Source organism: Pseudoalteromonas luteoviolacea S2607 (genome assembly GCF_001625575.1).
Classification (GTDB): Bacteria; Pseudomonadota; Gammaproteobacteria; order Enterobacterales; family Alteromonadaceae; genus Pseudoalteromonas; species Pseudoalteromonas luteoviolacea_E.
This window is the reverse complement of sequence record NZ_AUXV01000028.1, coordinates 18,884-45,533: the sequence shown is the minus strand read 5'-3', so window position 1 is coordinate 45,533 and position 26,650 is coordinate 18,884. Positions and strand designations below refer to the sequence as shown.

The window sequence follows — 26,650 nt, the reverse complement described above, 5'->3', positions numbered from 1 at the left end:
CGAATCCCCTAGGGGACGCCATTTTCTTTTCTATGTAGTTCTATTACTTCCTTCTTACTTGCTAATTAACAAGCCTTTGCTAACTTTTACTTTGATGCTGCGCTGAGAATTTTGGCAAATCTATAGGCGACTTTAAAAGTTAAAATGTCTATTTATCTGTTCTATTGTTACTAAATTGAATAAATAATAACGTTATGGTTTAGCAGAAACATCTGTAAAAACGAGTTTAGTTCATTCAATATTTTGATTTAGAACAATTTTTCATCACTATTGTCATGCTCGCGTAGAAGTAATAATTTATTATTGCTTTTTTATTTAGAGTGAGTTGCCATGGCTAAAGGAAGATCTAATTTTACAAACCGGGAGTATGACTACCCCAGCTCCTACAATTTATTGTCAACAACAAATACAAAAGGGCAAATAAAGTATGCAAATCCGCAGTTTTGTGAGGTCGCTGGATTTGAATTACACGAGTTAGAAGGTAAGCCACACAACATTGTACGGCATCCTACAATGCCAAAAGCAGCTTTTCAAAATCTATGGAATTACATAGAGTCAGGTAAGCCATGGATGGGTATGGTTAAAAACCGCTGTAAAAACGGAGATCACTACTGGGTGAACGCATATGTGACACCTATAACGAATGGCTCTGGACAAACAGTTGAATATCAATCGGTTAGAACTAAACCTGATCGCAAAGTAATTAATCGCGCAGAAAAAATTTACCAAAAACTCAACGATGGAGCCTCGGTGGAGAGCTTTACACGCGCATCTATGTCTCTGCCGACACAAATGATGCTCATTATTGGCGTATTTTACATACTGAGTATGGTACTTACCTCGCTACCTTCTCCTTGGTCATACATTTTAAAAACTGTATTGGTGGTAGTGACTCTCATTTTAACTTATCAACGTCTTTCACCTGTTAGGGAGCTGAGCAAAAAAGCGCGCAAGGTCTACGATAACCCGCTGATGCAAAAAATCTATATTGATAAAGTAAACGATATTGCAGCAATTGAGCTGGCGCTGTTGGCGCGAGAGTCTGAATTAAGAGCAGTGCTAGGAAGAGTAAAAGACGCCAGTGATACGGTGAGGGGACATGCAAAAGAAACTGTTGATGAGTGTGATAAAAGCGCCCAGCTACTAAACAACCAACAAGCGCAAACAGGCTCACTGGCTACAGCGATTAATCAAATGACAGCGACAATTCAAGAGATTGCTTCAAATACAAACAATGCAGCTCAGCAATCAGAAGCTGCATTAAAGTCAGTGAAAGAAGGCAGTACGGCGGTAAACGATAATATGGAGACCAATTACACGCTTTCTGAAGAGCTGACAAAAACGCAATCCGATATAGAGGATCTGAATGCGCAAACGGTCAATATAGGTGGGGTTGTTGACGTGATCAGAGGCATTTCAGAGCAAACTAATTTGTTAGCTTTAAATGCTGCAATCGAGGCTGCAAGAGCTGGCGAGCAAGGACGAGGGTTTGCGGTGGTTGCAGATGAAGTTAGGGCATTAGCGCAGCGAACTCAAGATTCTACAAAAGAGATTGATGACATTGTCGCGAATTTACGACAAAGGGCAGAGCGAGCTGTGCAGGCTATCCAGAATGGTGTTGAAAAGTCTAGCCAATGTGTTGAGAAAGCCGAAGGAACTAAAGCATCATTAGACAGTATCAATGCTATTGTGAACGACATTTCAAGTTTGAACTATCAAATTGCAACTTCAACAGAAGAAATGTCAGGAGTAAGTAATGAGCTTAATAATAATGCCGTTACGATTTCACAACTAGCGACGGACTCTTTAGAGAGTTCTGATAATTCATTAGCCACCATGGCAAACACACAAAAAGCACTTGCAGATCAAAAATCTCTCGTTGATCAGTTTATTGCTAAGTTTCAGCGTTAAATAGTAAGTATGGCTTTTGTGATAAAGCCATACTTTTTCCAGCGCACCCTGTCTTTCACCAAAGCAGAACAGTCACAGTGTCATTGTCAGATCAAAGTGACCATCGCGACGACATAGATTTTGTAGATGTGTTTATACGGGGAGAGGCTTTTGCTTAAAGTCATACACATGTTCACAGTATAATGAATTTGCAGCAGGTCATTAAATTTCCTTAGCACGACTACACATAACGTTTTGTAACATTTCAGTGGTATTCAGAATATCAACACTATGTCACTTTATAACCGCAATTAGTGGTTAACATTTGGGTTGTTATTGAACAAATTGTTAGGCCGCATTTGTGTAGTCAAACCCATTTGGCTGAGGCGCTGCTAATTTAGCACGTTAAATAATATACAAGGAGGTATAATGCTTACGTTACATATTATAGCGGGTTCATTGTTGTTGTTGTTTGGTATAGGGGCTTTAAGTTTTGCGAAGGGAAAAACTAAGCACAGATGGTCTGGAAGTCTTTTTTTCTTAACAATGTTAGTTATGGCTGGGACAGCAGCATTGCTCAATGGTGGAGCGACTATGGCAATGTTGACTTTTTATTATGGTGTGACTGCGTGGGCCGTGGTATTAAGAAAAGAGAACACAGTAGGGATATTTGACATACTGTCTATGTGTCTTATTACCTATGTCAGTATCAGCCTTTTTTATTTTGTGTCTACTGCCGATATTCCAGAAACCTTTAAAATGATTTTGACGATTCATGCCTCTGTAGCTGCAATGTCCGCCTGTTTAGATCTCAAGATGATCATAAATGGTGGTATTTCAGGAAAGCACCGTATAGTCAGACATACATGGAGAGCGTGTTACGCAATGTTAGGGGCGGTCATGTCTTTCTCGGCGAACACATCGGATAGCTGGCCTGATTTTATTGATAGCAACGCGCTGATTTACTTAATGATAGGCATTCTTTTTTATTGGCTGCTGAGAGTATTGTTTACCGGCTGGTATCACCAATTAACCCACACGCTTGGAAAGAGCTTACTGGTAAGAAAGTTTGTCGACGCTAGGCGGCTATTAAATGAAAGGTGATTGGTTAGTGAGACGATGAGCGACTTGCAGTGGAAGCATGTTTTCTACTGCAAGCTATACGCTTTATTCGGTCTTTTCTTTGAACTCGCACAGATCTTCAATAATTCAGCTACCGCATTTAGGTTTTCTGGCTGTGCATATGAAGCGACCATGCAAGACCAACCAATGGTGCACATCTATTTTGTACTCTTTAGGCACTACCTTTTCGAGCTTTCCTTCCACCGCGACCACATCTTTACCCATGGCAAGCTTAGTGCGATTGGATACGCGAAATATATGCGTATCAACGGCGATTGTTGGCCAGTCGAAAGATAGTCAAGGTAGAGGTTATGGATCGTTTCTATAACCAGGTAAGTAAATGGGTTCTAGTTGAGAAGCCTCATCTAGCCATTCCTTTACAAAAGGGCGGCTTAGTAAGATTTTTGTCCAGTTCTGAACATTTGGCCACCTTTCATCTGGTTGATAGTGAGAAGTAAATCGAACTACTGAAGGTACAAACATAATATCGGCCAAAGAGTAGTTCCCGACGAGGTACTTTCCTTTAAATAGCGTAATAGAATCTTCCCAAATCGAATAGACGTTTTCTATTGCAGCTACTTCGGCATCAGATAAAGCTTTTTTTTCTGGATAAAAGGCACTTTCGAAAAATAAACAAGGACATATACGACCAAAAGTTGAATGTTGCCATGCCACTAATGATCTGGCTTTCGCTCGAGCTTTTATATCTTCAGGGAGCAGGGCGTTTGTGCCTAATTCACTGGCGTATTCCATGATGGCATTTGAGTCAAAAATAATAAATCCATTATCATCTAGAACAGGGATGGCTGCAGCAGGTGAGAAGTTGCCAATTTCTGCTAGGTTGCTCCAGCGCTGTGGTCTACGAATATCGACAATAATTTCTTTAAAAGGAATATCTTGCTCTTTTAAAGCCAGCCATGCGCGAAATGCCCAGCTAGATGCGTTCCTATTACCACTGTATAAAATTCTATTCACTTTAACCTCTTTTTATTCTCAGCTAAGTACAATGTTTATTTTAGGTATAAGTTAAGTTAGTATCGCTGCTAAATTAACTTCTTAGTGCATTGTTTTAGGCGTTATTCTTTAAAATATGAAGGATTGTGGGCGTGGATGATTTTGATAGAGAGATTTTAAATATTATTCAATTCGATAGCAGAGTCAGTACCGAAGACATTGGTCATCAAATAGGTTTGTCTGCGTCAGCCTGTCAGCGAAGAATTAAAAAGCTTAAAGATTGGGGTATTATCAAAAAAGAAGTCGCGATAATTGACCGAGACAAGTTAGAAGGTTTTGCGACTTTAATTGTAGATGTATGTCTGGAAAAAGGCGGAGAAAAAGCATTAGATGATTTTATCGAACGCCTTAATCAAGAAAAGCGAGTGCAACAATTTTATTATACTGCAGGCGAAGTTGATTTCGTTTTAATCATCGTAGTCAAGAATATGAACGAATTTGATAAACTATCTCGCCGTTTATTAATGTCAAATTCAAACGTTAAAAAGTTCCATTCTAAAGTTGTAATTCAGTCCAATAAATTAGGATTAGAAGTAGCAGTTTAATTATTCCGCTTTATCTTTAAATTCACACAAGTCTTCAATAATACAGCTACCGCATTTAGGTTTTCTGGCTGTGCATATGTAGCGACCATGCAAGATCAACCAATGGTGTACATCCACTTTGTACTCTTTAGGCACTACTTTTTCGAGCTTTTCTTCCACCGCGACCACATCTTTACCCATGGCAAACTTAGTGCGATTGGATACGCGAAATATATGTGTATCAACGGCGATTGTTGGCCAACCAAATGCACAATTTAATACGACATTTGCGGTTTTCCGGCCTACGCCTGGCAGTGCCTCGAGTGCTTCGCGGTTTTGCGGTACTTCCGAACCGTGCTTGTCGATGAGTATCTGACTCAGTTTGTGTACATTATTGGCTTTGGAGTTAAATAAGCCTATGGTTTTTATGTACTCTTTTAGCCCCTCTACACCGAGAGCAACAATGGCTTCTGGGGTATTTGCAACGGGAAAGAGCTTTCTCGTAGCTTTATTCACGCCTACATCGGTGGCTTGCGCAGATAAGGTTACGGCGACTAACAGCTCAAACGGGGTCGTGTATTCGAGCTCTGACTTAGGGTTTGGGTTGTCGTCGCGTAACCGCGAGAGAATCTCAAGACGTTTTGTTTTATTCATGACGGTTTACTTGCAAGTTATTAGACATAGTCAATACATCTAGTTAAAACACCCACTCAATTGACGGTTGGGTAGGTGTTTTAGTTTTTGTGTTAAGTAAGGCTTGTAACGCGTGCGCGTGGCGCTTTTTCGGGGCTTGGATCCGGTTGAGTTTTCGTTTTTTGGCGTTCATCAAAATAGTTTTTAACCGCAATGATGAGCCCTAGGCCTAAGAAGGCGCCGGGCGGCAATATCGCCACTAAGAATTGGTTATCAAAATCGATGATTGAAATACGCAGCATTGTTGCCCATTCGCCCAAGAGCAATTCTGCTCCATCAAATAGCGTCCCCTGGCCAATTAATTCACGCATCGCCCCTAAAATCACCAGTACAGCAGCAAATCCCAGCCCCATCATGATGCCATCCCATGCTGACAGTAGTGGTGAGTTTTTCGATGCATAGGCTTCTGCTCGTCCAATAATGGCGCAGTTAGTCACAATCAGAGGAATAAAGATCCCCAATGATTGATAGAGGCCGAAGGTATAAGCATTCATTAATAATTCAATGATAGTTACAAATGCGGCAATGATCATGACAAATACAGGGATCCTAATGTCTTTTGGTACCCAATTTCTGACGACTGAGACTGTCACGTTTGAACCAACTAAAACAAGTAAGGTCGCTATTCCTAAACCGAGCGCATTAGTCACTGTACTGGTTACAGCGAGCAGGGGACACAAGCCCAGTAGCTGTACTAAGGCTGCATTATTTTTCCATAGCCCTTCGTGTGCTAGGGTTTTGAACTCACTCATAGCGTCTCCTGCTGGCATAGGTTGTCTTGCGCAAAGAGCGCATCAAAGTTTTGGTGTGCATACCATGTGGCTGAGCTTACAGATTTGACTACCGCTCTTGGTGTGATTGTTGCGCCAGTAAACTGATCGAATACACCGCCATCTTTTTTAACATTAAAGCGGACGTCATTGTCACTTGTGACTTGTTGTTCATTAAATGAATAAACCCAATCAGATTTCTTGGTTTCTACTTTATCACCTAATCCGGGTGTTTCTTTATGCTGCGTAATTCGAACCCCAGCGATAGTAGCATTGGCATATACCGCAGTGAGTATGTTTATATTGCCGCTATAACCTTCAGGAGTGATATGTTGAACCAGCAAGGCAACTGGCTTTTCATCGAGCTTTGCACGGTAAATTCGGTGCGGGCCATTTGGCCCAAGTTCTGGCACATTGCTCTCAATACAGTCTAAGTAAAGTTGATTATTATACTTATTCGAAGCAATAACCTGAGTCAGCGTTTGCATTAGGTGGTTTTTTTCTTGAGCTTCGATACGAGGTGCAGTTAATTGCTGCACTAGCGCCACGCTTCCTGTTGTAGCCAGCGCAAATGCGGTGAGAATAGCGCCATTTTTCTTCATTGAGGCTAATATCATTTACGAGCTCCATGTCCATAAGTACGTGGCTGGGTATAGTGATCAATCAAAGGAACAGCCATGTTCATTAACAATACTGAAAATGCAATCGCATCTGGGTAACCCCCAAACTGCCTAATTAAATAAACAAGTAGGCCTATCAAAGCACCGTAGATTAAGCGACCCAAATTGGTTGTTGAAGCCGACACCGGATCCGTCGCAATAAAGAAAGCCCCGATCATCGTTGCACCGCTCAATAAATGAAACGCGAGTCCTGTGTGTCCTCCAAATACAAAGCCTAGGGCACTACAGATACTCAAAGACGCTAACATTGCAACAGGAATATGCCAATTAATCACTTTTGCTTTTAATAAATAAAGTCCACCCAGTAAGTAAGCGAGATTTACCCACTGCCAGCCTTCGCCTGCAAAGCGGCTGAAAGCGATGTTATCCATGGCTTCTGTTGTAGTCATATTTTGAGACACCGCCGTTTTCACATGATCCAGTGGGGTTGCACCTGTTGCGCCATCAATGACTTGCCTAGCAACATCTAAGGTGATGCCTGCTCGTGTTGTCTCTGTGAATATTAGGCTTAGTTGGTCAACAAAAGAGAGCGGGGCTGCTAATAAGTCATTTATGGGCTGCCATGCAGTCATTTGTACTGGGAATGAAATGAGCAGCAATACGTACGCTGCCATTGCCGGATTGAACAAATTAAAACCTAGCCCGCCATATAACTGTTTCACAATAATTATTGCAAACACACTGCCTATAACAACGACCCACCATGGGGCGAGCGGCGGAATACTCACAGCTATAAGCACCCCTGTTAACCAAGCGCTACCATCACTTAAGGTTGGCCAGATTGGGCGGTTTCGAACTTTTAGAATTGCAGCTTCAGCCGCGCTGACACAAATTAAGGCTAAAGCGAGCTGGATAAGTACGCCAATTCCAAAGAAGTAACTTTGTACTAAAATGCCAGGTACACAAGCTAGCATCACGCAAGTCATTAACTTGTTGACAGATTTGAGGCTGTGATTGTGAGGCGAGGAAGCCATGGTTAATTTCATGACAGATCATTTCCTTCTTGTTCTTGAGCTTGTTTCTTTGCTTTTGCACGCTCAACAGCTGCTTTTATTGCCGCTTTTCTTTTGTCTTCAGGGCTGAGTTGAGCTGTTTCTGAATCAGGTTGTGGGCATGCTTCTTCTGCGTTGCCACTTACTTCAGTTTGTTGCTCTGCTTCTTTGGCGGCTTTTTTCGCTTTAGCACGGGCTATGGCGGCAGCAACCGCTGCTTTGCGCGGATCTTCTGGTTCCGCGTCAGTTTGCTCGGCAGATTCGTCTGAATGCGGCTGTTGTTCTTCAGCGGCTTTGGCGGCTTTTTTCGCTTTAGCACGGGCTATGGCGGCAGCAACCGCCGCTTTGCGCGGATCTTCTGGTTCCGCGTCAGCTTGTTCGGCAGATTCGTCTGAATGCGGCTGCGGCTCTTCATCGGCCTTAGCGGCTTTTTTCGCTTTAGCGCGAGCTATGGCGGCAGCAACCGCCGCTTTGCGCGGATCTTCAGGCTCGGCGGCTGCTTGTTCGGCAGATTCGTCTGAATGCGGCTGTGGCTCTTCAGCGGCCTTAGCGGCTTTTTTCGCTTTAGCGCGAGCTATGGCTGCAGCAACCGCCGCTTTGCGCGGATCTTCAGGCTCGGCGGCTGCTTGTTCGGCAGATTCATCTGAATGCTGCTGCGGCTCTTCATCGGCCTTAGCGGCTTTTTTCGCTTTAGCACGGGCTATGGCCGCTGCAACCGCTGCTTTGCGCGGATCTTCAGGCTCCGCGTCAGCTTGCTCGGCAGATACGTCTGAATGCGGCTGTGGCTCTTCAGCGGCTTTGGCGGCTTTTTTCGCTTTAGCACGGGCTATGGCTGCTGCAACCGCCGCTTTGCGCGGATCTTCAGGCTCGGCGACAGCTTGTTCGGCAGATTCGTCTGAATGCGGCTGCGGCTCTTCATCGGCCTTAGCGGCTTTTTTCGCTTTAGCGCGAGCTATGGCTGCAGCAACCGCCGCTTTGCGCGGATCATTATCACTTGTTGCCGCGGTCTCAGAACCTGATGCTTCACTTTGGCCAGCTTTTTTGGCTTTGGCGCGCGCAATTGCGGCAGCGACCGCAGCTTTCTTTGCGTCTTTTTGCTCTGGTGCATTTGTTTCTTGTGCCGCTTTAGCAGCTGCTTTCTTCGCTTTGGCACGCGCTATCGCTGCTGCGACGGCATCTTTAGATGCGCTATCATCGCTTGACTGAGCTTTTTCTTCTTTATATTTTCTCGCTTGCTCTTTACGTTTAGCACGCTCTAGTGCGACGGCACTATTATCTGGCTCAAGCGTCGATGTATCACCGTCAGCTTTCTTCGCTTTTGCGCGTTCAATAGCGGCTTGTACAGCAGATTGCTCTGGTCGTTTGCTTTTAACTCTTTCTAGAGCTTCTGAGACTTTAGCTTTGTCTTTTGCTGGGGCTGTGCGAGCTGGTCGTTTGTGACGGTTTTGCCTTTCTTCTTGTTCACGCTCTAAACGAGCTTTACGCGCCTCGAAGCGTTCTTTTGCCCGTTCGGCTTTAACTTTCTCTAGCTTTTGTTCGCGTATCTCAGCTTTGGCGACACGGTAGTATTGCACCAATGGGATTTCACTTGGGCAAACATAAGAGCACGCTCCACATTCAATACAATCAAATAGATTATATTCTTCTAACTTTTCGTATTCTTTGCCTTTCGCAAACCACTGTAACTGCTGAGGTAACAGTGTTTGTGGACAGGCATCGGCACAAGCACTACAGCGGATACAAGCTTGCTCCTGACCTGCAACTGCCAGCTCTTGATTATCTGGTGCCAAAATACAGTTGGTGGTTTTTACCACGGGGATCCTTACGGTCGGCAGAGTAAAGCCCATCATGGGTCCCCCCATGATCACGCGTTGATCGTCAACCGGTGTAAACCCCTGACTATGCAATAAGTGCTTAACTTCTGACCCCAATAATGCCCAAACATTCTGCGGTGTGTGGATGGTGTTGCCTGTGACAGTTACAACACGCTCTATCAGCGGCTTGCCTTGATACACCGCTTCACTGACCGCATATAAGGTGCCGACATTTTGAACTAGCACACCTACATCTGCAGGGATACCACCGCTTGGTACTTCCTTTGAGGTAAGTACTTTAATCAGTTGCTTTTCGCCCCCAGAAGGGTACTTAGTAGGGATAGCGCGGATCAGTATTTTATCGTTGTGACTGGCTGCGGCTCGCATTGCCTCTATGGCTTGTGGCTTATTGTCCTCAATACCAACCAACGTGCGTTGCACAGATAAAATCGACATCATAACTTCTATACCAGAAATGATCTCTTTTGCGTGTTCACGCATCAACATATCGTCAGCGGTAATGTATGGCTCACACTCCACGCCATTGACGACTAAATACTCGATCTGTTTGGCGCTATCCGCTTTTACATAGGTGGGAAAGCCCGCGCCTCCCATACCCGCGATACCAGCGTGGTGCAGAATATCAATAAGCGCCTTGTTGTCTAGGTCCTCAATAGACTCTCTCGAAGTAAGTGAGCACCATTTGTCTTCGCCGTCAGGCGTCAAGATTATGCTCAGTTCAGGCATCGCCGAAGGGTGCGCGGAAGGCATTGGTTTGATGTCTGTAATTGTGCCTGAAGTTGGCGCATGTATTGGCAGAGACCAGTTGGTACCTGGGCGTGTCAGTACTTGCCCTTTTAAAACATGCTCCCCTTTATTTACCAGTAATTGCCCATTGGCACCAATGTGCTGTTTTAGAGGAAGCACTAAGTATTCAGGTAACGGTAAGTTACCAATACCAATCTGATTTGAAACGAACTTTTGCTCGGGAGGATGGATCCCACCAGGGAATTGCCACAGTTTTCCGCTTTCTATTTGTTCAAGTAATGTTTCCACTTAAACCTCTCAGTCAAGTTGTTTCACTGGAATAGCATTAATTTGCCATTTCCAAGATTGTTTTGTTTCGGCGACTGGGATCATATCTATACAGTCTACAGGGCAGGGTTCAACACATAGATCACACCCTGTGCATTCATCAGCAATTACGGTATGCATTTGGCGTGTTGCACCAACGATGGCATCGACAGGGCAGGCTTGAATACACTTTGTACAGCCGATACATTCGTCTTCACGAATATACGCAACTTTTTTTACCGGTTCGGCTTCTTCGCCGCCGGCGAGCGGTTTCGCCTCGACTCCCATTAAATCGGCGAGCTTTTTAACGGTGGCTTCACCGCCTGGCGGACACTTATTAACTTCATCGCCATTGGCGATTGCCTCGGCATAGGGGCGGCAGCCTGGATAGCCACACTGGCCACATTGGGTTTGTGGCAAAACGGCATCAAGCTGTTCAACAATGGGGTTACTCTCTACCCGATATTTAATTGCGGCGTAGCCTAAAATTAACCCGAAAACGAGTGCGAGTGCACCTATCGCTATAAGAGCATAAATTAGCGTCATGTTAAATCTTCACCAATCCAGAAAAGCCCATAAATGCAAGTGACATGAGACCTGCTGTGATCATTGCGATTGAAGCGCCTTTGAAAGGTACAGGCACGTCGGCAACCGCAAGCCTTTCTCTCAAGGCTGCAAAAAGTACTAAAACAAGTGAAAAGCCAACAGCCGCACCAAAACCATACACAGCAGAGCTGATAAAAGTATGCTCTTTAGTAATGTTGAGAAGTGCAACGCCTAGTACTGCGCAGTTCGTTGTAATCAGTGGTAAAAAGATGCCAAGTAAACGATAAAGGGTAGGGCTCGTTTTTCTGACTACCATCTCTGTAAACTGCACAACTACTGCAATTACCAGAATAAAACTCATGGTGCGTAAAAAGGTGAGTTCTAGTGGTATTAGAATATATTGATTGACCAAGTAACTGGTTACCGAAGCCAAAGTAAGTACAAAAGTGGTGGCTAACGACATGCCGATGGCGGTTTCTAGCTTTCCTGAAACGCCCATAAATGGGCACAGACCCAAAAACTGTACTAATACAAAGTTGTTTACCAGCACTGTGCCGATAAGCAACAACATATACTCTGTCATTTATGCCCCTTAACTCGCAATCATCGTTTCTCAACGTGTTATAAGACTGGAAATTCTAACAATTTTCATCGTCGAGATCACAACATTTAGTACACTTTATTTGGGTTGATAGGGGATTTTGGTAGGGAATGTTGACAAAAAATGGAGAGAGTATGACTCTCTCCAACTTGGTACGTTTAAATCTCTTTAGGTTTCTCGATGTAATAACCTTGTACACCATCGAGACAAAGTGTTTCGACAATGTGTTTTTCTTCTTGACTTTCAACACCTTCAGCAAAAACACTGACGCCAATTCGGTGTGCCAAATCAACCATTAGGCGCATAAAATACTGGTTGTTTTTGTCTTCTTCTAAACCTCGGGTATAGCTGGCGTCCATTTTGATAAAATCTGGCTTTAAATCTCTGAAAAATTTAAATGAGGTAAGACCTACACCAAATCGTTCTACGGTTATGCGAGCGCCGACTCTATGAACCATATCGATAAAACGCTTACTGGCTTTAATGTTTTGTTGTAAACCAAATTCACTTACTTCAAAAATAAGCTTAGATGCCAAGTTACCATCTTTAAGCAAGCGCCGCTCTAGCCATATAACAAATTGGTCGCTGTGGGCGCTAGATGCCGTCACGTTAATACCAAAAAACTTTTCATTGAAGTTGCGCGTCTTGATTAATTCCAAAGAACTATCAATGATTAACTGGTCAATTTCAATGGCCATTTCTAACTTTTCTGCCATGGCCAAAAACGAGGCAGTTGGCAGCATTTGATTATCTTCTGTCTTAAATCGAGACTGGATCTCTGCATATGCTTTAACATTCTTGCCTATTGGCATGATGTTTTGCATCATAAGATTCACGCGACGGCTATCTATCACTTCTCGGATAACTCGGCGCCAGTTTTGGTTACCAAACCCTGCACCAACATTATTAACAATGTCACTCTCTCGTTGCAAATGCCAAGCATTGGCTTGTTTGCTTTGCGCCATACTCATTGCATTGTCGACAACTGAAAGCAGCTCGCCGAGCGGTTTACCTGATTCATAGGAGACGATCCCTGCATTTGCAACTGAAGCAAGTTCTTGATTTTGCTGATATTGAGTAAATCTAGCTTGTAATGTTTCACCAAACTGTTCAGCTTCTTTTGAAGGTACATTAGGTAAAATCACCGCAAAGTCTGAACTGTTAAGCCTAAATACTTGGCTGCCGGTGTAGGTACCACTGACATGTTTGACAATGTCTGATACGGCGCGGATATATTCATCACCTTTTTGGTAGCCTCGAGTTTGGTTGATCATCTGTAGCTCACTACAGCGGATCATCGCTAAGGTACCAAAACTCTTGTTATTTGATTGCTCGATTTGATGTTCGTAATATTCAACAAACATGTTGCGGTTGCCAAGACCCGTAACAACATCTTTATAAGCTTCTTGTTTAATGGAATGTGCAGCAGATTTTATATCTTCTTGTTTGCTCTTCAAAAAGTGCGCCAAACGGTTAAAAGAAGGCGCAAGCTCTGCGCCCAACTCTGTAACTTTACCTGTATTAAAGTCCTCTTCAATACTTTCGGTTACTTGGTTCTGGGTGATATAGACGTCAACGGCATTGGCGACGGTCATACTAACGTTGCGGTTGAGCTTTTTGTATATTGCTTGCATGTAAAAGATAGGGATAAATGCTACCAACGCTGAAATAAGCAACATCAATAGCAATGACTGCTGTAAAAGAGATGCTTGGCTTTGGGCGTTAATAACAAACTCTATTTTGATGTCTTTCGTTTTGTTTACCGCGAACTGGGGTCGAATTGAGTTAAAAGAGTTGGCAATAAGGTCTGCTAAAAAGGGCAGTTGTGTTGGTTTACCAAGTTGTAAAACTGTTTGCCCAGCAAAATCACGTACTATAAATGTAGAAAAAACATCTCCATTACTTAGAGATAATCGAATATGTTCAGGAGTCATATCCGTCATGGTTTTTTCTTGAATATAGTTGCTAACCATTTTCTGGGCACTCATTTGTGCTTTGCTCACGGCACTGTCAAAACTTGACGCGACAAAAAAACTGCCAGCCGCAGAGAAGAGTAACCAAGAAATAAATTGTAAAAATATGAGTTTTTTAAAGCCTGCCATTATTTATCTTCTACCTGAAAATGGGAGAATTGCCTTCTAGCAATATAAAAGTGCTAAGTTATGTGAAGTATTACAGCCACTAAATTGAAAAAGTACCTAAATTGGATTCATAGAGGAAAGTAAATCGCTACAATTTTCCTATCAAAGTGCCAAAATGGGTTCTAACATTATAGTGAAAAATCACCGACAAAGGTGCTTGTAGAGTAGAGCATTGATGGAAAAAAGTCTAATACATTCTGGGAATTGGCTCCCCCTCCCCGACTCGAACGGGGGACCTGCGGATTAACAGTCCGTCGCTCTAACCAACTGAGCTAAGGGGGAACAATATAGAGGTAATGTGTGTTTGGCTCCCCCTCCCCGACTCGAACGGGGGACCTGCGGATTAACAGTCCGTCGCTCTAACCAACTGAGCTAAGGGGGAACTACACATATAACGATTTGGCTCCCCCTCCCCGACTCGAACGGGGGACCTGCGGATTAACAGTCCGTCGCTCTAACCAACTGAGCTAAGGGGGAATCGTTATTACGTTCAGAAACTTGGCTCCCCCTCCCCGACTCGAACGGGGGACCTGCGGATTAACAGTCCGTCGCTCTAACCAACTGAGCTAAGGGGGAAGCATGTCTCTCAACGGGGCGAAATATTAATGACGACATGGCAAAGTGTCAACAATAAAAATCACTAGAGTGCAAAAAAACTGTTTGTTCGCTGGATTAATCGACAATTCAGCCCTTTTTTAATCAGCTTTATATGAAAAAGGTAGCTTAGTGGGCTGGTGTATTCATTTATGGATAGTTTTTTGTCGGGATCTAGCACTTAATTTAAGGACCTTTGACGCTTTTATGAGAGAACATCAATAAGTAGTATAGAGTGTATTAAATTAGATATTGGTCATTTTTTGCCGTTTGTGCGTTAAAAACATTCGAAAGGGCTGTTTTTTGCACTTTCTTTAAGATCGGTATTTTGGGTGATTCTGATCACCAATCAGATCTTGATATATTTGTACCCGGCAAAGGAAATGACAAAATAATGGTAAATATTTTACTCAAATTTTATAGCGTTACTGCATATTTTTACTGCTTGTTTTTATAAACTCCTTAGCAAATAATGGGTTATGTTTTTTGTTTCTATTATGGATTAAGTTGCGTAATCGTGAATATAGTCTAGCTGAGTAACAAAATAAGACGCTTTTTATTTAGATCTGTGATGTAAAATAAATAGATCATTTTACGCTTTTTACGCAGCCATTAAGATCCTTGCTTAGGCCTTTATTTTAAAAGGCTCTACAAACTTATCCACGGAATCTGTGGATAACATTGTTTATTAATCTTTAAGAACTCTTCTAAAGCTAAGTAAACCGTGGCATTGGAGAGAAGCAATAGTTTTTTAAACTTTTTTAAATTTTATAATAAACAACTACTTACCTGTTTTGTGTTGAATGGGAGCGTGTTGTGTATATTTTTACAGGAATATTTCAATATCGTTTGTGTGGTGTGCAAAAAGTGAGCCGCTGTTACACAGGATTTGAAATAAATTTGACATTTTTTGTGCAGAACGTGGTTTGTAGGAAAATAGGTTAAAAAAATCAATTTTTGCTTTTAAAAACGTTTTACGCAGCTATTTTCTAATCACAATCGTATTAAAGAATAGCATAGCATCATCCAGTGTGATGATTTAGAATGATGGGCTGTCAAAAGAGGTATAAAGTTTTATGTCCGCAGTGCGCCAATCCAATTCCAGCAGTGATATTTTAAGCGGTTCAATTCCCGCAACTTTAAAGCGAATGACGGTTCCGATGATTTTCGGCATGATCACGTTGATGAGCTTCAATTTGGTTGATACATTTTTTATCAGTTTATTAGGTACTAAGCCTTTAGCTGCTGTGAGTTTTACATTTCCTGTGACATTTACCATTATTAGCCTCGCAATTGGCTTGGGTATTGGTACTTCCGCTGTTATTGCAAAGGCGCTAGGCAGTAAAAATCTCGAAGAGGCCAAGTTTGATGCTTTTATCTCTTTATTACTTGCTGCTTGCTTGGTCGCTATTCTAGCTGGTATTGGTTACTTATTAACTGATCCAATCTTTACCTTATTGGGAGCCGACGAGACAACACTACCTTATATACATGACTATATGAATGTATGGTTTTTGGGTTCCATATTTCTTATTACGCCAATGATTGGTAATTCAGTACTCAGAGCTTCAGGAGACACGAAAACGCCGAGCATGATTATGGGACTTGGTGGGCTCATCAATGCAGTATTAGATCCTTTGTTGATATTTGGCTATGGCCCGTTTCCTGAGTTAGGTGTTCAGGGAGCTGCTGTTGCATCTGTTTTAGCGTGGGCAGTTTGTGTGGTAGTCATTATATACTTACTAGCCATTAAAAAGCGTTTATTAAGCTGTTCGAGTGGTAATCAAAGTGTTTGGGGCGCGGTTTCAAAGATCATGAAAATCGGCTTACCTGCTGCAGGTGCAAATATGTTGACACCTATCGCAATGGCTGTGATGACTGCCATTGTGGCAACTTATGGCGCTGAAGCGGTTGCAGCATTTGGTGTTGGCAGCCGCATTGAATCGATCGCATGTTTGGTCATTCTTGCACTCTCTATGACCTTGCCGCCTTTTGTGAGTCAAAACTATGGTGCGGGAAACTATGACAGAGTAAAAGAAGCATATCGCACCACGCTAAAGTTTGTTATGGCTTGGCAGTTTGCTACTTATTTATTGCTAATCTTAGCAGCGCCGTGGGTGAGCCAAGCATTTGGTAACGAACCCGAAGTTATCTCGATTATTAAACTGTTTATATACACCTTGCCGCTAAGTTACGGCTTGCAAGGGGTGATTATTTTAACAAACTCTTCATTTAATGCGTTACACAAGCCGATGAATGCGTTAATCCTAAGTGTGGTGAGGTTATTTGTATTCTATATTCCTTGTGCCTATGTGGGCTCACATATAGCTGGGTTAACAGGGCTATTTATTGGTGCCGCAGTGGGTAATTTGTTTACAGCAATATCTTCATACATGTGGTTTAGTAAAACATTGGCGCGTATGCAACAAAGAGACATTGAGGTAAAGGTTTCATGAGTGAGTCTTTCGAACTAGTATCAGAGTTTTCGCCAAATGGCGACCAGCCAACCGCCATTGAGCAACTATGCGATGGTCTTGATGCTGGTCTTGCACATCAAACTTTACTCGGTGCGACAGGCACAGGTAAAACTTTTACGATGGCCAATATTATCCACCAGTTAAATCGACCCACGATTATCATGGCGCACAATAAAACATTGGCGGCCCAATTGTATGGTGAAATGAAAGAGTTTTTCCCTAACAATGCGGTGGAATATTTTGTTTCTTACTATGACTATTACCAACCTGAAGCCTATGTTGTAGCCAGTGACACATTTATAGAAAAAGATGCTTCCATCAACGAACACATTGAACAGATGCGTTTGTCGGCAACCAAAGCTTTGTTAGAGCGCAGAGATACCATCATCGTGGCTTCGGTATCGGCTATTTACGGCCTAGGTGATCCTGATTCATATATGAAAATGATGTTACTGCTGAAAGTTGGAGAAACCGTCGAGCAGCGGGCGCTATTACGCCGCTTAGCGGAACTGCAATATACCCGCAATGATATGGACTTTTCACGTGGCACGTATCGTGTGCGTGGTGAAGTCATCGACATATTTCCAGCAGAATCAGAGACCCAAGCTGTGCGTGTGGAAATGTTTGATGATGAAATTGAGCGGATTAGTTTGTTTGATCCTCTGACCGGCGCAATAGACAAACACTTAGTACGCGCTACGATTTACCCAAAAACGCACTATGTCACACCGCGTGAGAAAATTCTTGATGCGATTGAAAAAATCAAAGTTGAACTGAAAGAGCGTCGTGCGTATTTAATGGAGTCTAACAAGCTAGTCGAAGAGCAGCGCGTTGCACAGCGGACTCAGTATGATATCGAGATGATGCAAGAGTTGGGGTTTTGTTCTGGGATAGAAAACTACAGCCGCTATCTTTCAGGGCGAGCGCCCGGAGAGCCGCCACCGACGTTGCTAGATTACCTGCCAAATGATGCGCTCATGATTATCGATGAATCACATGTGACAGTGTCTCAGGTTGGAGCCATGTATAAAGGTGACAGAAGCCGCAAAGAAAATCTTGTTGAATACGGCTTTAGATTACCCTCGGCAATGGACAATCGTCCTTTGAAGTTTGAAGAGTTTGAGTCTATTGCCCCGCAAACAATATACGTGTCGGCGACCCCTGGTGATTATGAAATTGAGCGATCAAGTGGGGAGGTTGCAGAGCAGGTGATCAGACCGACTGGGTTGTTGGATCCGGAATTGGAAGTGAGGCCAGTCACAACACAAGTAGATGACTTGTTGTCTGAGATCTACCAAAGAGTTGAAGTCAAAGAGCGCGTGCTGGTGACAACTTTGACAAAGCGGATGGCGGAAGATCTCACGGATTATTTGAATGATCATGATGTGAAAGTACGTTATTTGCATTCGGACATTGATACGGTTGAGCGGATGGAGATCATTCGCGATCTCAGAAAGGGGGTCTTTGACGTTTTGGTCGGGATCAACTTATTGAGAGAGGGCCTAGATATGCCGGAAGTTTCTCTAGTTGCCATTCTCGATGCAGATAAAGAAGGGTTCTTAAGATCGACTCGCTCTTTGATCCAGACCATTGGTCGTGCAGCGAGACACCTCAACGGTAAAGCTATTTTATATGGGGATAAGATCACTCGCTCAATGAAAGCTGCAATTGATGAAACGGAGCGAAGACGTGCGATACAGCAAGCTTACAACGAAAAGCATGGCATTGTGCCACAGGCGTTAGTTAAGAAAATTACGGATGTAATGGACTTAGGAGAAGAGGTAACTGAAGCTGAAGTTCAATCATCAGGTAAGGTGAAGGGGACTGCTAAATCAGTTCTAGCAGCTGGCGCGTCTACTGCGGAGTTAACGGAACAGATCAAACAGTTAGAAACGCAAATGATGACATATGCTCGAGAGCTGGAATTTGAAAAAGCAGCCAAGGTGCGAGATGACATTCAGGCACTACAGCAGCAGTTACTTAACAGTTAATCTTGATATTAAAGGCTGGGGTCCTCAATTAACCTCAGCCTCCCTTCCTTTATTTTAGTTATATGTTTATTGCAAATCATAAGGTGCACATTTAGAGCAAATAGGTTAATTTAGTCTGCCTGATTGCGAAAGTTCAAATTAATATGTGTTTATTGAGAACTCTAGCTACACTTTAGTTGTCCATAGATAAGTTATTATTTGAGAGTCACTTAGAATTGTGTTGTGTGTCCGCCTTATAGTCCTGCTATCATTTATTTTTCTCATACCTAGTGTACATAGCGACGAGGGGCAACTGGATAAGTCTTTATCCGAGCTAAATATTCTGCTTGACCAAGATCCCAAGCAAGCAATTGTTAAAGTGTCTGAACTCAACCAGTTTTTTATTCATCCTCAACCAAGTTCTCGCCTATGGTTTGAATTAAAGATCATTGAAGCAAAAGCCGAAATAAAACTCGGCTTATATCAAGATGCTAAACAACACCTCTATCAGCTCGAGTCGTATTTGCCCGTGATGGCACAGTTTATTGAAGCGCCTGCGCTGATTAAATTATTGCTGGCTCAAATTGAACAGAAACAAAGTAATATCGAGTCAAGTTTTACTCTGCTTGAACAAGCGCTTGGCGTAGTGCCCAAGGAATTAGTTGTGTTGCGCAGTGATATATTACACTCGCTGGCAAGAGGTTTACGTTATAAAGCCCGTTACAGAGAAGCTGAAAGAGTGGTAAAGGATGCGATTTCTCTGGTGGAGCCTATTGATGATAAGGCGCGTTTAGGGACCTACTACAATCAACTCGGTGTTATCTATGATTACATGGGAAGTTTGCAACTTGCATTACGCTTTCACGAAAAGTCCCTTAAATTACAAAGAAGCCTTAAAAATCAGCAAGGCATTTCAAACTCGCTCTATAATATTGGTGAAATTTATCGTGATTTGGAAAAGTATAACAAAGCCTTATTGCACTTTAAGCAGGCACTTGAAGTCGACAAATCTTTAGGCGATCCAATCCATATTGCTAATAGTCACGGAAAGTTGAGCCAGGTGTATTTACAACAAGGCGAAATAGAGTTGGCACTGAGTCATAGTCAATCGGGAATTGAATTGGCTCGAAGCAGTCGATCTAATAGTGATCTTGCATGGCAACTGAGTATATTAGCAAAGATATATGTTGCACAGGACGCACTTTCTCAGGCTTTGTCGGTTGCACATGAAGCACTGTCATTGGCGGTTGCAGCAAAAGCGAGCCGTACAGAGCGCACAGTAAGATTGGTAATTATTGAGATTGAGCTTGTACAAGGGCATTATGAAAAAGCCTTAGTAGACATAGATCAAGTACTGACATTACCGGGTATCGGTGCTTCTTATTTAGCTAAACTGCACCAATACAAAGCACAAGCACAGGAAAAGCTCGGAGAGTTTGAAAACGCTTTACACAGTTTACAGCAATTCATTGAGATCAAAGCAATATTGTACCAAGATCTTGATAAACAGCAGGCGTTAACTTTACGCCAGAATGTTGAATTTATTCGTCAGGAGCAAGCCCTTAAACTGATCCAGAACGAGCAGGCGTTGCAGCAAGCCTCGTTAGAGAATCTAAAATTACAACGGGGCATGGGCGTATCGTTGTTATTGTGCTTTATGGCTATCGCTATTTACATTTATAAACGACAGCAGCAAAAGCAAAAGTATGTTGAGTTAGAAGCCGATATGATGGCGCAGTCTTTAACTCAAAAAAACCGTTTATTGGCTGATGTATCTCACGAACTAAGGACACCACTGGCAGCCTTAAAGCTGACTGTTGAGGCTATGCAGCACAATATTGAGCCTGATCCCAAAAAAGGTTTTGATAAGATACAAAAGAAGATCAGTCATTTAGACAATTTAATAAAGGATATCTACCAGTCAGCACAATTTGATAATGATGTACTGACATTGGATAAGCAGCCCGTTGATGTCAACGCCTTGATAGGAGAGATCGTTGAAGAGTTTCAGCCTATGTATGCTACGAAGCAACAGTCACTATCATTTGCAGCTTGTACGAACAATGCGCTGTGTTTTGTCGACCCAGCAAGAATACGCCAAGTGCTATTCAATCTATTGAGAAATAGTCACTTTTACACCAGCAACGAAGGCCAAACGCAGGTGAGCTTTGAAAGTAATGAAGCGCATATGAAGGTGACGGTTGAAGATTCGTTTCCGGGTGTTGCAGAGCAAGATCTAGAAAAGATATTTGAACGATTGTATCGCTGTGAGGGATCTCGCAGTCGAGATCATGGTGGTTCAGGGCTGGGCCTTGCGATTTGTAAACAAATTATTCGCGCCCACGGTGGTAATGTAGGCGCGAGTCATAGCGAGATGGGAGGAGTCTCTATCTCGCTATATATTCCCTTTGAAGAAACTAGAAGCGGTAGCTAAGGCCTACACCTAAACTTGATACATCTAGGTCGCCCATGTCTAGGTATTGATAGCTGACGTTGACTGCCATGCCATTACTCCAGTCATATTGCCAACCTAGTTCGGCAACGAATCCGGTACCATCTTCTTCAACAAGGTTTTGAGTACCGCGACTCAGTTCATAGTCGTAAAAGTTTGCGCCCAATTTACCGTACAATGAGTTGCGCTTGGTCAGTTGGTATTGACCTTTTGCCGCAACGATAAGGTTGCCGTAGTCCAAGTCATTGGCACCAAGACCAAACAAGGTTTTGTTTAGCTGAGTACAAGTGAACTTTCTGTTGTTGGTATCTGTACACTCCCAATCGTCAGAATCCGTACCACCATTTAAGCCGACTTCCAACGCCCAAGTTTTATCGAATTGGTAGTTGTAGTAGACATAGAGTTGTCCAACACCGTCGCCGTCTTGGCTTGAGCTTTTGTAAGATGCTGAGCCACCATAAGCTTGTACACCAACGCGATGTTTGTCATCCTCAATTGACGCCATGCTCGAAAAAGAAGTAACGGCTGCCAGAGCTAGTGAGAGTAGAGATAAAGTTTTCATTACGCATATTCCATTTGGTTAACTTGGGACCCAGTTTAGAGCGCTTGCCTGTGAGAGTCTGTGTCAGCGTTGTCAGAAAATGTAAGCGTTGGTGAGATTATGCGTGATAGCTTTAAGCGGGGCTTATCTCCTGCTGAAAACGTTGTGCAATAAACTGAACTCGCTCATCCGAAATTGCACATGCTTTTGCATTGCTTTTAATGAGAACGATCTCAACATGGGGCAAAAAGGGAAGAAATGGGTCATTTAACGCGGGTAAATTGTTTCGACTCAAGTTGGCCATTGCGCCGATTGCTAATCCATTTTTGATAAGCCCCCTGAGTGCGCTCGCGCTGCCACTGCTCGCAACGATTTTGAATGCACGTTTCTGTTTTAGCAGGCCCTCAATAGCGGCTTGGTGATAGCGACAGTCTCGTTTGAACACTGCAATAGGTAAAGTAGGTCGTGATAACAGGTCGCTATGTTCTAAACCCACCCAAGTACCTTTGTCGTGGCAAAGTAGGTAACCTGCTTCAGACAGTGGCGTTCGCGACACGACAGCCAAATCTAAGAGTCCTTGGTCCAGCAAATGTTGCAGTTCAGAGCTGGAGGCGCAGGTAATATTGAGCTCTAAATGTTCAATATGTTTATGCAGTAACTGCACCAACTCTGGCAGAATGGATTCGGCATAGTCATCAGGACAACCTAAGCGTAACACCACCTGCAATGCAGCGCTGGAGAGGTTTGCGATAGCATGTTCTTGAAGGTGAATTATTTGCCTCGCATATCCAGCAAGTACAACGCCTTCGGCAGTAAGGTTTAATTGACGTCCTTCCTTAGTAAATAAAGTTTGACCAACATCTTGTTGGAGCTTCTTCATTTGCATACTAATGGCTGACTGTGTTCTGTGCATTTGTGCCGCAGCGCGTGTAAAACTGCCTGTTTCGACAAATGCAAGAAAGCTTCTTAATGCATCTAAATCCATATATCAAAATATCTTATGTGTTGTATTCAAATTTTACGTTAGTGCTCAACTCTCTAAAGCTCTAGGATAAATATGGTTTTGAAAACGAAGGAGCATAATATGAAACTTTACATTGGTAACAAGAACTACTCATCTTGGTCACTTAGAGCTTGGCTATTGATTGAAAAGTATAAGCTAAATTATAACGAAGTTAAATTGGACCTAGGGTCGAAGTCATTTTATGAAAGTGTCGATAAGATCAGCCCAACCTTAAAAGTTCCTACTCTCAAAGATGGCGATTCAGTGATATGGGAGTCTCTAGCGATATGTGAATACATCAATGAGGCTTATCTATCAGGCAAGGCATGGCCTAGTGCTATGGATTTGCGTGCGCAAGCTAGGGCATTGAGCAGTGAAATGCATAGTGGTTTTAGTGCATTGAGAAGTGCGATGCCTATGAATATCAGAGCCAGAAGGCAAATTGTCAGAACAGATGAGATAAATAGAGATATTCGTCGGATCGAACAAATATTCTCTGAGCAACACAGTAGGTTTGGCGCACAGGGCGGGTGGTTGTTTGGAGCGTGGTCGATTGCAGATGCGATGTTTGCACCCGTCGTATTGAGGTTTCAAACGTATGGAATAAAATTAAATGAAGAAGCGAACGCATATATTGAACATGCGCTGCAATGCCCAGTATTGCAGCTATGGTGTTCTCAGGCACTAAATGAACAAGAAGTGGTTGCTTGCAATGAAGTGGGCACTCCCATTTAGCGGGGGACTTCACAATTGCATCGTATTTAATTGGTATGCTTCATTCATTGATATTGATTGGGGTGATGTATGAAAGTTGTTGTCGTGACTGATAAAAACCGGGCGGTATACAACAATCTGGCTCAGGCTTACGAAGCCGAGTTTTCAGGGTTAACAGCTAAACAACCACTCTCAAATGGGATGTTTGAGTTGGATACCAATCTTGATGATGCAAAAGTAACTGGGTTTATATGTTACAAGTCGGGTTCCCCAGCCGGGATTGCTGCTGTTTATTCTGAAGCACTCGGTGACAATGAAGTTGCAGAGTTTTATATTGTGCCTTTTTTCAGAAAAACGAAGTTAGGTACTCAGTTTGCACATATGCTGTTTCAGCAAAGGCCTGGCTTATGGACAATAAAACAAATTGCAGGGGCTCAGTATGCGACACGTTTTTGGCTAAGTGCTATTGCGGATTTGCCTGGCGAGAGTGTGAGAGAAGATCAGTATGAGGATGAATATTGGGGGACAGTGACAAGACAGCGGTTTGTTAGTACTGAATAGTTATTACTGGAACTATCAATGAGGAAGTATGTGAGGGTGCCGATGAGATTATACGGCACCACACAAAGTCGGGTGTTTAAACAACACCACGAGGAAGACGACAATCGTGGTCTTTCTCTGCAAGCTCTACAATCCAAGCTTCTTCAGCTGTATAGCCATCTTCATTTGCTTTTACAACTTTGAAGGCTGCAACTTTACTGCTTTTAACTGGCGCTGCTTTCTTAGCAGGTGCTTTTTTTGCAGGTTTTTCTTCAGTTTTGCTAGCACCAGCGTTACCTGAAGTTAGTTCTTCGGTTAATGCTGCAACATCAGCTAGACGCATGTTTTTACCGCCGTCAATGCTGTACCAGCCTGGTTTAATTGTAATTTCAGGCTTTTTGCCATTTACCGCTTCATAAGCTGCTTCAAATGCGCTTAGAACTTCAGTCTTATCAAGTTTACTCATCGTAGATCCCAGTCGTTTTGTACGTGGATACGCAGGTTAAGGATAAACGACATTTATACCTATTTTTGAACAATTTTTCAATTTTTTGCGATTTTAAGCACAGTTCTTTGGTTTGTTAGATGTAACTTTGTGCAATTTAAGCACTTTTTTTGTACAACTCACTATACTGAGCCACTATCGAATGTTCGCCTTAACTCTATCCATTGTGTGCCGAGCCATTCATGGGCGTATCGGTTGACGGATAATAGCACTGAACTCGACGCGATGTAGCGTTTAATAAAAGGCGTAGAGTGGTAATTATAGAACTCTACTGGCGAAGCTATCGTGTCTACTCCTTGTGCAGAAAACAGGTCTTGTGCACGTTTCATATGGCTTGCCGATGTGACCAATACGACTTTACTGTCTACCAACACTGGTGCTAAATGTTTCGCTTCAGATTCGGTGTCATGGGCATTTGGATTGAGTTGAATACGCTGAGCTTGCAGCCCAAGAGATTGAGCCGTTTGTGACAGCAAATGACTGCTGGTTTGGCTCCCTTTATAGCCAGCGCCAGATACAATAAGCTGAGCATCAGGGTAAATGTTGGCGAGGCGAAGGCCTTCAACCAGCCTAACTAAGCTAGAGTTTGAAAGTTGCAAATTGGCATGAAGGTTGGCGTTTGGTGACAAGCCACCGCCGAGAACGACAATAAAGTCTATTTGCTTATGGTGAGTCTGAGAGAACAATGTTTGTGCTTGCTCTTTGGGTGTGATGAGGTAATCCGCAAATTGAGGAGTGCTGATCACCCACAGTGTTACGACACTCAGCATGCACAAATAGTAGCTTTTGTTTTTTTTACTGATAAATAACAGTAATAGAAAAATCAATATGAGTGTGATTGGTAGTGGCATAAGCAAGCCACCAATGACTTTTTTTAATTCAAACATAACAAGCTCTAACTGTCCTAGTTAGAGCTATATTAACTGTTGTGGCTTTTATCTGCTAATAGATTGCTTGCAGGTATTTAAAAAGTGACGATAAACAGGGTTGTCTTTCATACTCTTTTTCATTGCTAAGTACATAGGACGGCTCAGTCCCAATGCACCTAAAGGAATCGATTTAATTAAACCTTGGCTTTCATAAGGCGTTACAAGCCAATCTGGTAGGGCTGCCACGCCCATACCTGCGCTGACCAATTGAAATATAAGCAGTCCTTGATCAACTGATTTTAACGTACCATCAAATCGAGCATTCTGAATAAAGTGCTTGAAAATATCCTGTCTTTCTTTGGGAATCGGATAAGAAATGATGGTCTCATCTTTTAAATCAAGCGCGGTGACATACGCTTTTTTAGCTAATTCATGATCCGGTGCGACAATCAGCTTCAGTTTAAAGTCAAATACATGGGCATACTCTAAATGTTCTGGCTCTCTGATATCTGAAGTCAGTACAATATCTAATTCGTCATTTAGCAGCTCTGGTATTGCGTCATAACTAAAGCCTTGCTCGTAATCTACCTTAATATCGGGCCAAAAATTATTGAACTCCTTTATCGTCGGTAGCAACCAGTGAAAGCAAGCATGGCATTCAACGCTCAGTTTGAGTTGGGAGATTGGCTGATTCAAGCTCTCTTTCAAACGGCACTTAGTTGCTTCAACTTTAGGCAACACTTCACTGGCAAGCTCTAGTAATAGCATTCCTTGAGGTGTAAAGCGTACAGGCTGCGTTTTGCGCTCAAATAATTGACAATCTAACTTGTTTTCTAGATCTTTAATTTGATGAGACAAAGCAGACTGAGTTAAAAATAACTCACGTGCGGTGTTCACCAGTGATCCAGTATCTTTCAGGGTAGCAATGGTTTTTAAGTGCTTTATGTCTATCATCATTAATAAATCTCATTTTTAATGTGAGTAAAACTCAGATTACGTCCATATTACGCTGTACAGGCTGGCGATTCAACGTCTAGACGTCTACAAATCCATCAGCGATTGCTCAAAATTTCACTAAATCACTATAACACTATTTTTGACAGCGTTGTCATTATTTATTTAAC

22 protein-coding genes, 4 tRNA genes and 1 pseudogene are annotated in these 26,650 nt (G+C 42.7%); 8 read left to right on the top strand and 19 right to left on the bottom strand.

Annotation, left to right across the window (positions count from 1 at the left end; translation table 11 throughout):
- Window positions 1-330: 330 nt before the first annotated feature.
- Both N480_RS14680 and N480_RS14675 read left to right on the top strand, forming a co-directional pair.
- Window positions 331-1,911 (top strand): PAS domain-containing methyl-accepting chemotaxis protein, encoded by a 1,581-nt coding sequence (locus N480_RS14680; protein ID WP_063373232.1) that lies wholly within the window; start codon window positions 331-333, stop codon window positions 1,909-1,911.
- 408 nt (window positions 1,912-2,319) lie between these two features.
- Window positions 2,320-2,994 carry a hypothetical protein gene (locus N480_RS14675; RefSeq protein ID WP_063373231.1) on the top strand — a complete coding sequence of 225 codons (675 nt, stop codon included), beginning with the start codon at window positions 2,320-2,322 and terminating at the stop codon, window positions 2,992-2,994.
- Between the two features lie 105 nt (window positions 2,995-3,099).
- On the opposite strand, the pseudogene N480_RS25770 reads toward N480_RS14675, so the two are convergent.
- Window positions 3,100-3,306, bottom strand: a pseudogene (locus N480_RS25770) (endonuclease III); the annotation flags it as partial.
- Window positions 3,307-3,321: 15 nt separating this feature from the next.
- A complete protein-coding gene (locus N480_RS14665) occupies window positions 3,322-3,987 on the bottom strand; it encodes a glutathione S-transferase family protein (protein ID WP_063373229.1) in 666 nt (221 codons plus the stop codon).
- A 131-nt stretch (window positions 3,988-4,118) separates the two neighbouring features.
- Between N480_RS14665 and N480_RS14660 the strand changes: the two genes are divergently transcribed.
- Complete coding sequence (locus tag N480_RS14660; RefSeq protein ID WP_063373228.1) at window positions 4,119-4,571, top strand: Lrp/AsnC family transcriptional regulator; 453 nt, start codon at window positions 4,119-4,121, stop codon at window positions 4,569-4,571.
- On the opposite strand, the gene nth is transcribed toward N480_RS14660, so the two are convergent.
- The 12 genes from nth to N480_RS14600 form a co-directional block, all read right to left on the bottom strand.
- A complete protein-coding gene (nth, locus tag N480_RS14655) occupies window positions 4,572-5,204 on the bottom strand; it encodes an endonuclease III (protein ID WP_063373227.1) in 633 nt (210 codons plus the stop codon).
- Between the two features lie 92 nt (window positions 5,205-5,296).
- The gene (locus N480_RS14650) at window positions 5,297-5,995 is read right to left on the bottom strand and encodes an electron transport complex subunit E (protein ID WP_063373226.1); all 699 of its coding nucleotides are present in this window, start codon (window positions 5,993-5,995) and stop codon (window positions 5,297-5,299) included.
- Window positions 5,992-6,630, bottom strand: coding sequence for an electron transport complex subunit RsxG (gene rsxG, locus N480_RS14645; RefSeq protein ID WP_063373225.1), 639 nt, complete (start codon window positions 6,628-6,630; stop codon window positions 5,992-5,994). Before rsxG ends, N480_RS14650 begins: the two co-directional genes overlap by 4 nt.
- The gene (gene rsxD, locus N480_RS14640; protein WP_063373224.1) at window positions 6,627-7,679 is read right to left on the bottom strand and encodes an electron transport complex subunit RsxD; all 1,053 of its coding nucleotides are present in this window, start codon (window positions 7,677-7,679) and stop codon (window positions 6,627-6,629) included. The genes rsxG and rsxD overlap by 4 nt, the downstream gene beginning before the upstream one ends.
- Window positions 7,676-10,555, bottom strand: coding sequence for an electron transport complex subunit RsxC (gene rsxC / locus N480_RS14635; RefSeq protein ID WP_081231885.1), 2,880 nt, complete (start codon window positions 10,553-10,555; stop codon window positions 7,676-7,678). The genes rsxD and rsxC overlap by 4 nt, the downstream gene beginning before the upstream one ends.
- Before the next feature lie 9 nt (window positions 10,556-10,564).
- Window positions 10,565-11,119, bottom strand: coding sequence for an electron transport complex subunit RsxB (rsxB, locus tag N480_RS14630; protein ID WP_063373223.1), 555 nt, complete (start codon window positions 11,117-11,119; stop codon window positions 10,565-10,567).
- Window position 11,120: 1 nt separating this feature from the next.
- Window positions 11,121-11,702, bottom strand: a complete 582-nt coding sequence (gene rsxA, locus N480_RS14625) for an electron transport complex subunit RsxA (RefSeq protein WP_063373222.1) — start codon at window positions 11,700-11,702, stop codon at window positions 11,121-11,123.
- Window positions 11,703-11,878: 176 nt separating this feature from the next.
- On the bottom strand, window positions 11,879-13,822 hold the full coding sequence (locus N480_RS14620) for an EAL domain-containing protein (RefSeq protein WP_063373221.1): 1,944 nt from the start codon (window positions 13,820-13,822) through the stop codon (window positions 11,879-11,881).
- A 244-nt stretch (window positions 13,823-14,066) separates the two neighbouring features.
- Window positions 14,067-14,143 (bottom strand) — tRNA-Asn (locus N480_RS14615).
- 23 nt (window positions 14,144-14,166) lie between these two features.
- Window positions 14,167-14,243, bottom strand: a tRNA-Asn gene (locus tag N480_RS14610).
- A gap of 18 nt (window positions 14,244-14,261) precedes the next feature.
- Window positions 14,262-14,338 (bottom strand) — tRNA-Asn (locus N480_RS14605).
- 22 nt (window positions 14,339-14,360) lie between these two features.
- Window positions 14,361-14,437, bottom strand: a tRNA-Asn gene (locus N480_RS14600).
- A gap of 1,094 nt (window positions 14,438-15,531) precedes the next feature.
- Between N480_RS14600 and N480_RS14595 the strand changes: the two genes are divergently transcribed.
- The 3 genes from N480_RS14595 (at window position 15,532) to N480_RS14585 (ending at window position 21,336) form a co-directional block, all read left to right on the top strand.
- Entirely contained in the window at window positions 15,532-16,911 is a 1,380-nt protein-coding gene (locus N480_RS14595) for an MATE family efflux transporter (protein ID WP_063373220.1), read from the top strand.
- A complete protein-coding gene (uvrB, locus tag N480_RS14590) occupies window positions 16,908-18,923 on the top strand; it encodes an excinuclease ABC subunit UvrB (protein WP_063373219.1) in 2,016 nt (671 codons plus the stop codon). The genes N480_RS14595 and uvrB overlap by 4 nt, the downstream gene beginning before the upstream one ends.
- 358 nt (window positions 18,924-19,281) lie before the next feature.
- Window positions 19,282-21,336 (top strand): ATP-binding protein, encoded by a 2,055-nt coding sequence (locus N480_RS14585; RefSeq protein ID WP_155732858.1) that lies wholly within the window; start codon window positions 19,282-19,284, stop codon window positions 21,334-21,336.
- On the opposite strand, the gene N480_RS14580 is transcribed toward N480_RS14585, so the two are convergent.
- Both N480_RS14580 and N480_RS14575 read right to left on the bottom strand, forming a co-directional pair.
- On the bottom strand, window positions 21,320-21,916 hold the full coding sequence (locus N480_RS14580; protein WP_063373217.1) for a porin family protein: 597 nt from the start codon (window positions 21,914-21,916) through the stop codon (window positions 21,320-21,322). The genes N480_RS14585 and N480_RS14580 overlap by 17 nt on opposite strands.
- A 112-nt stretch (window positions 21,917-22,028) precedes the next feature.
- Window positions 22,029-22,880 (bottom strand): LysR family transcriptional regulator, encoded by an 852-nt coding sequence (locus N480_RS14575; RefSeq protein WP_063373216.1) that lies wholly within the window; start codon window positions 22,878-22,880, stop codon window positions 22,029-22,031.
- 99 nt (window positions 22,881-22,979) lie between these two features.
- Between N480_RS14575 and N480_RS14570 the strand changes: the two genes are divergently transcribed.
- Together N480_RS14570 and N480_RS14565 are read left to right on the top strand one after the other, a co-directional pair.
- Window positions 22,980-23,633 (top strand): glutathione S-transferase family protein, encoded by a 654-nt coding sequence (locus N480_RS14570; protein WP_063373215.1) that lies wholly within the window; start codon window positions 22,980-22,982, stop codon window positions 23,631-23,633.
- 69 nt (window positions 23,634-23,702) lie between these two features.
- Window positions 23,703-24,173, top strand: coding sequence for a hypothetical protein (locus N480_RS14565; RefSeq protein ID WP_063373214.1), 471 nt, complete (start codon window positions 23,703-23,705; stop codon window positions 24,171-24,173).
- A gap of 76 nt (window positions 24,174-24,249) precedes the next feature.
- Here N480_RS14565 and N480_RS14560 read toward each other — a convergent pair whose 3' ends face one another.
- The 3 genes from N480_RS14560 to N480_RS14550 form a co-directional block, all read right to left on the bottom strand.
- A complete protein-coding gene (locus N480_RS14560; RefSeq protein ID WP_063373213.1) occupies window positions 24,250-24,618 on the bottom strand; it encodes a hypothetical protein in 369 nt (122 codons plus the stop codon).
- Between the two features lie 161 nt (window positions 24,619-24,779).
- Window positions 24,780-25,544, bottom strand: coding sequence for a YdcF family protein (locus N480_RS14555; protein WP_063373212.1), 765 nt, complete (start codon window positions 25,542-25,544; stop codon window positions 24,780-24,782).
- A gap of 48 nt (window positions 25,545-25,592) precedes the next feature.
- Window positions 25,593-26,480 carry a LysR substrate-binding domain-containing protein gene (locus N480_RS14550; protein WP_063359753.1) on the bottom strand — a complete coding sequence of 296 codons (888 nt, stop codon included), beginning with the start codon at window positions 26,478-26,480 and terminating at the stop codon, window positions 25,593-25,595.
- Window positions 26,481-26,650 lie beyond the last annotated feature (170 nt).

What these genes read in the sequence shown, in the direction of transcription:
- N480_RS14680 (WP_063373232.1), top strand. Translation starts at nt 331, where the DNA reads ATGGCTAAAGGAAGATCTAATTTTACAAACCGGGAGTATGACTACCCC.
- N480_RS14675 (WP_063373231.1), top strand. Translation starts at nt 2,320, where the DNA reads ATGCTTACGTTACATATTATAGCGGGTTCATTGTTGTTGTTGTTTGGT.
- nth (WP_063373227.1), bottom strand. Translation starts at nt 5,204, where the DNA reads ATGAATAAAACAAAACGTCTTGAGATTCTCTCGCGGTTACGCGACGAC.
- N480_RS14650 (WP_063373226.1), bottom strand. Translation starts at nt 5,995, where the DNA reads ATGAGTGAGTTCAAAACCCTAGCACACGAAGGGCTATGGAAAAATAAT.
- rsxG (WP_063373225.1), bottom strand. Translation starts at nt 6,630, where the DNA reads ATGATATTAGCCTCAATGAAGAAAAATGGCGCTATTCTCACCGCATTT.
- rsxD (WP_063373224.1), bottom strand. Translation starts at nt 7,679, where the DNA reads ATGAAATTAACCATGGCTTCCTCGCCTCACAATCACAGCCTCAAATCT.
- rsxB (WP_063373223.1), bottom strand. Translation starts at nt 11,119, where the DNA reads ATGACGCTAATTTATGCTCTTATAGCGATAGGTGCACTCGCACTCGTT.
- rsxA (WP_063373222.1), bottom strand. Translation starts at nt 11,702, where the DNA reads ATGACAGAGTATATGTTGTTGCTTATCGGCACAGTGCTGGTAAACAAC.
- N480_RS14620 (WP_063373221.1), bottom strand. Translation starts at nt 13,822, where the DNA reads ATGGCAGGCTTTAAAAAACTCATATTTTTACAATTTATTTCTTGGTTA.
- N480_RS14595 (WP_063373220.1), top strand. Translation starts at nt 15,532, where the DNA reads ATGTCCGCAGTGCGCCAATCCAATTCCAGCAGTGATATTTTAAGCGGT.
- uvrB (WP_063373219.1), top strand. Translation starts at nt 16,908, where the DNA reads ATGAGTGAGTCTTTCGAACTAGTATCAGAGTTTTCGCCAAATGGCGAC.
- N480_RS14580 (WP_063373217.1), bottom strand. Translation starts at nt 21,916, where the DNA reads ATGAAAACTTTATCTCTACTCTCACTAGCTCTGGCAGCCGTTACTTCT.
- N480_RS14575 (WP_063373216.1), bottom strand. Translation starts at nt 22,880, where the DNA reads ATGGATTTAGATGCATTAAGAAGCTTTCTTGCATTTGTCGAAACAGGC.
- N480_RS14570 (WP_063373215.1), top strand. Translation starts at nt 22,980, where the DNA reads ATGAAACTTTACATTGGTAACAAGAACTACTCATCTTGGTCACTTAGA.
- N480_RS14565 (WP_063373214.1), top strand. Translation starts at nt 23,703, where the DNA reads ATGAAAGTTGTTGTCGTGACTGATAAAAACCGGGCGGTATACAACAAT.
- N480_RS14560 (WP_063373213.1), bottom strand. Translation starts at nt 24,618, where the DNA reads ATGAGTAAACTTGATAAGACTGAAGTTCTAAGCGCATTTGAAGCAGCT.
- N480_RS14555 (WP_063373212.1), bottom strand. Translation starts at nt 25,544, where the DNA reads ATGTTTGAATTAAAAAAAGTCATTGGTGGCTTGCTTATGCCACTACCA.
- N480_RS14550 (WP_063359753.1), bottom strand. Translation starts at nt 26,480, where the DNA reads ATGATAGACATAAAGCACTTAAAAACCATTGCTACCCTGAAAGATACT.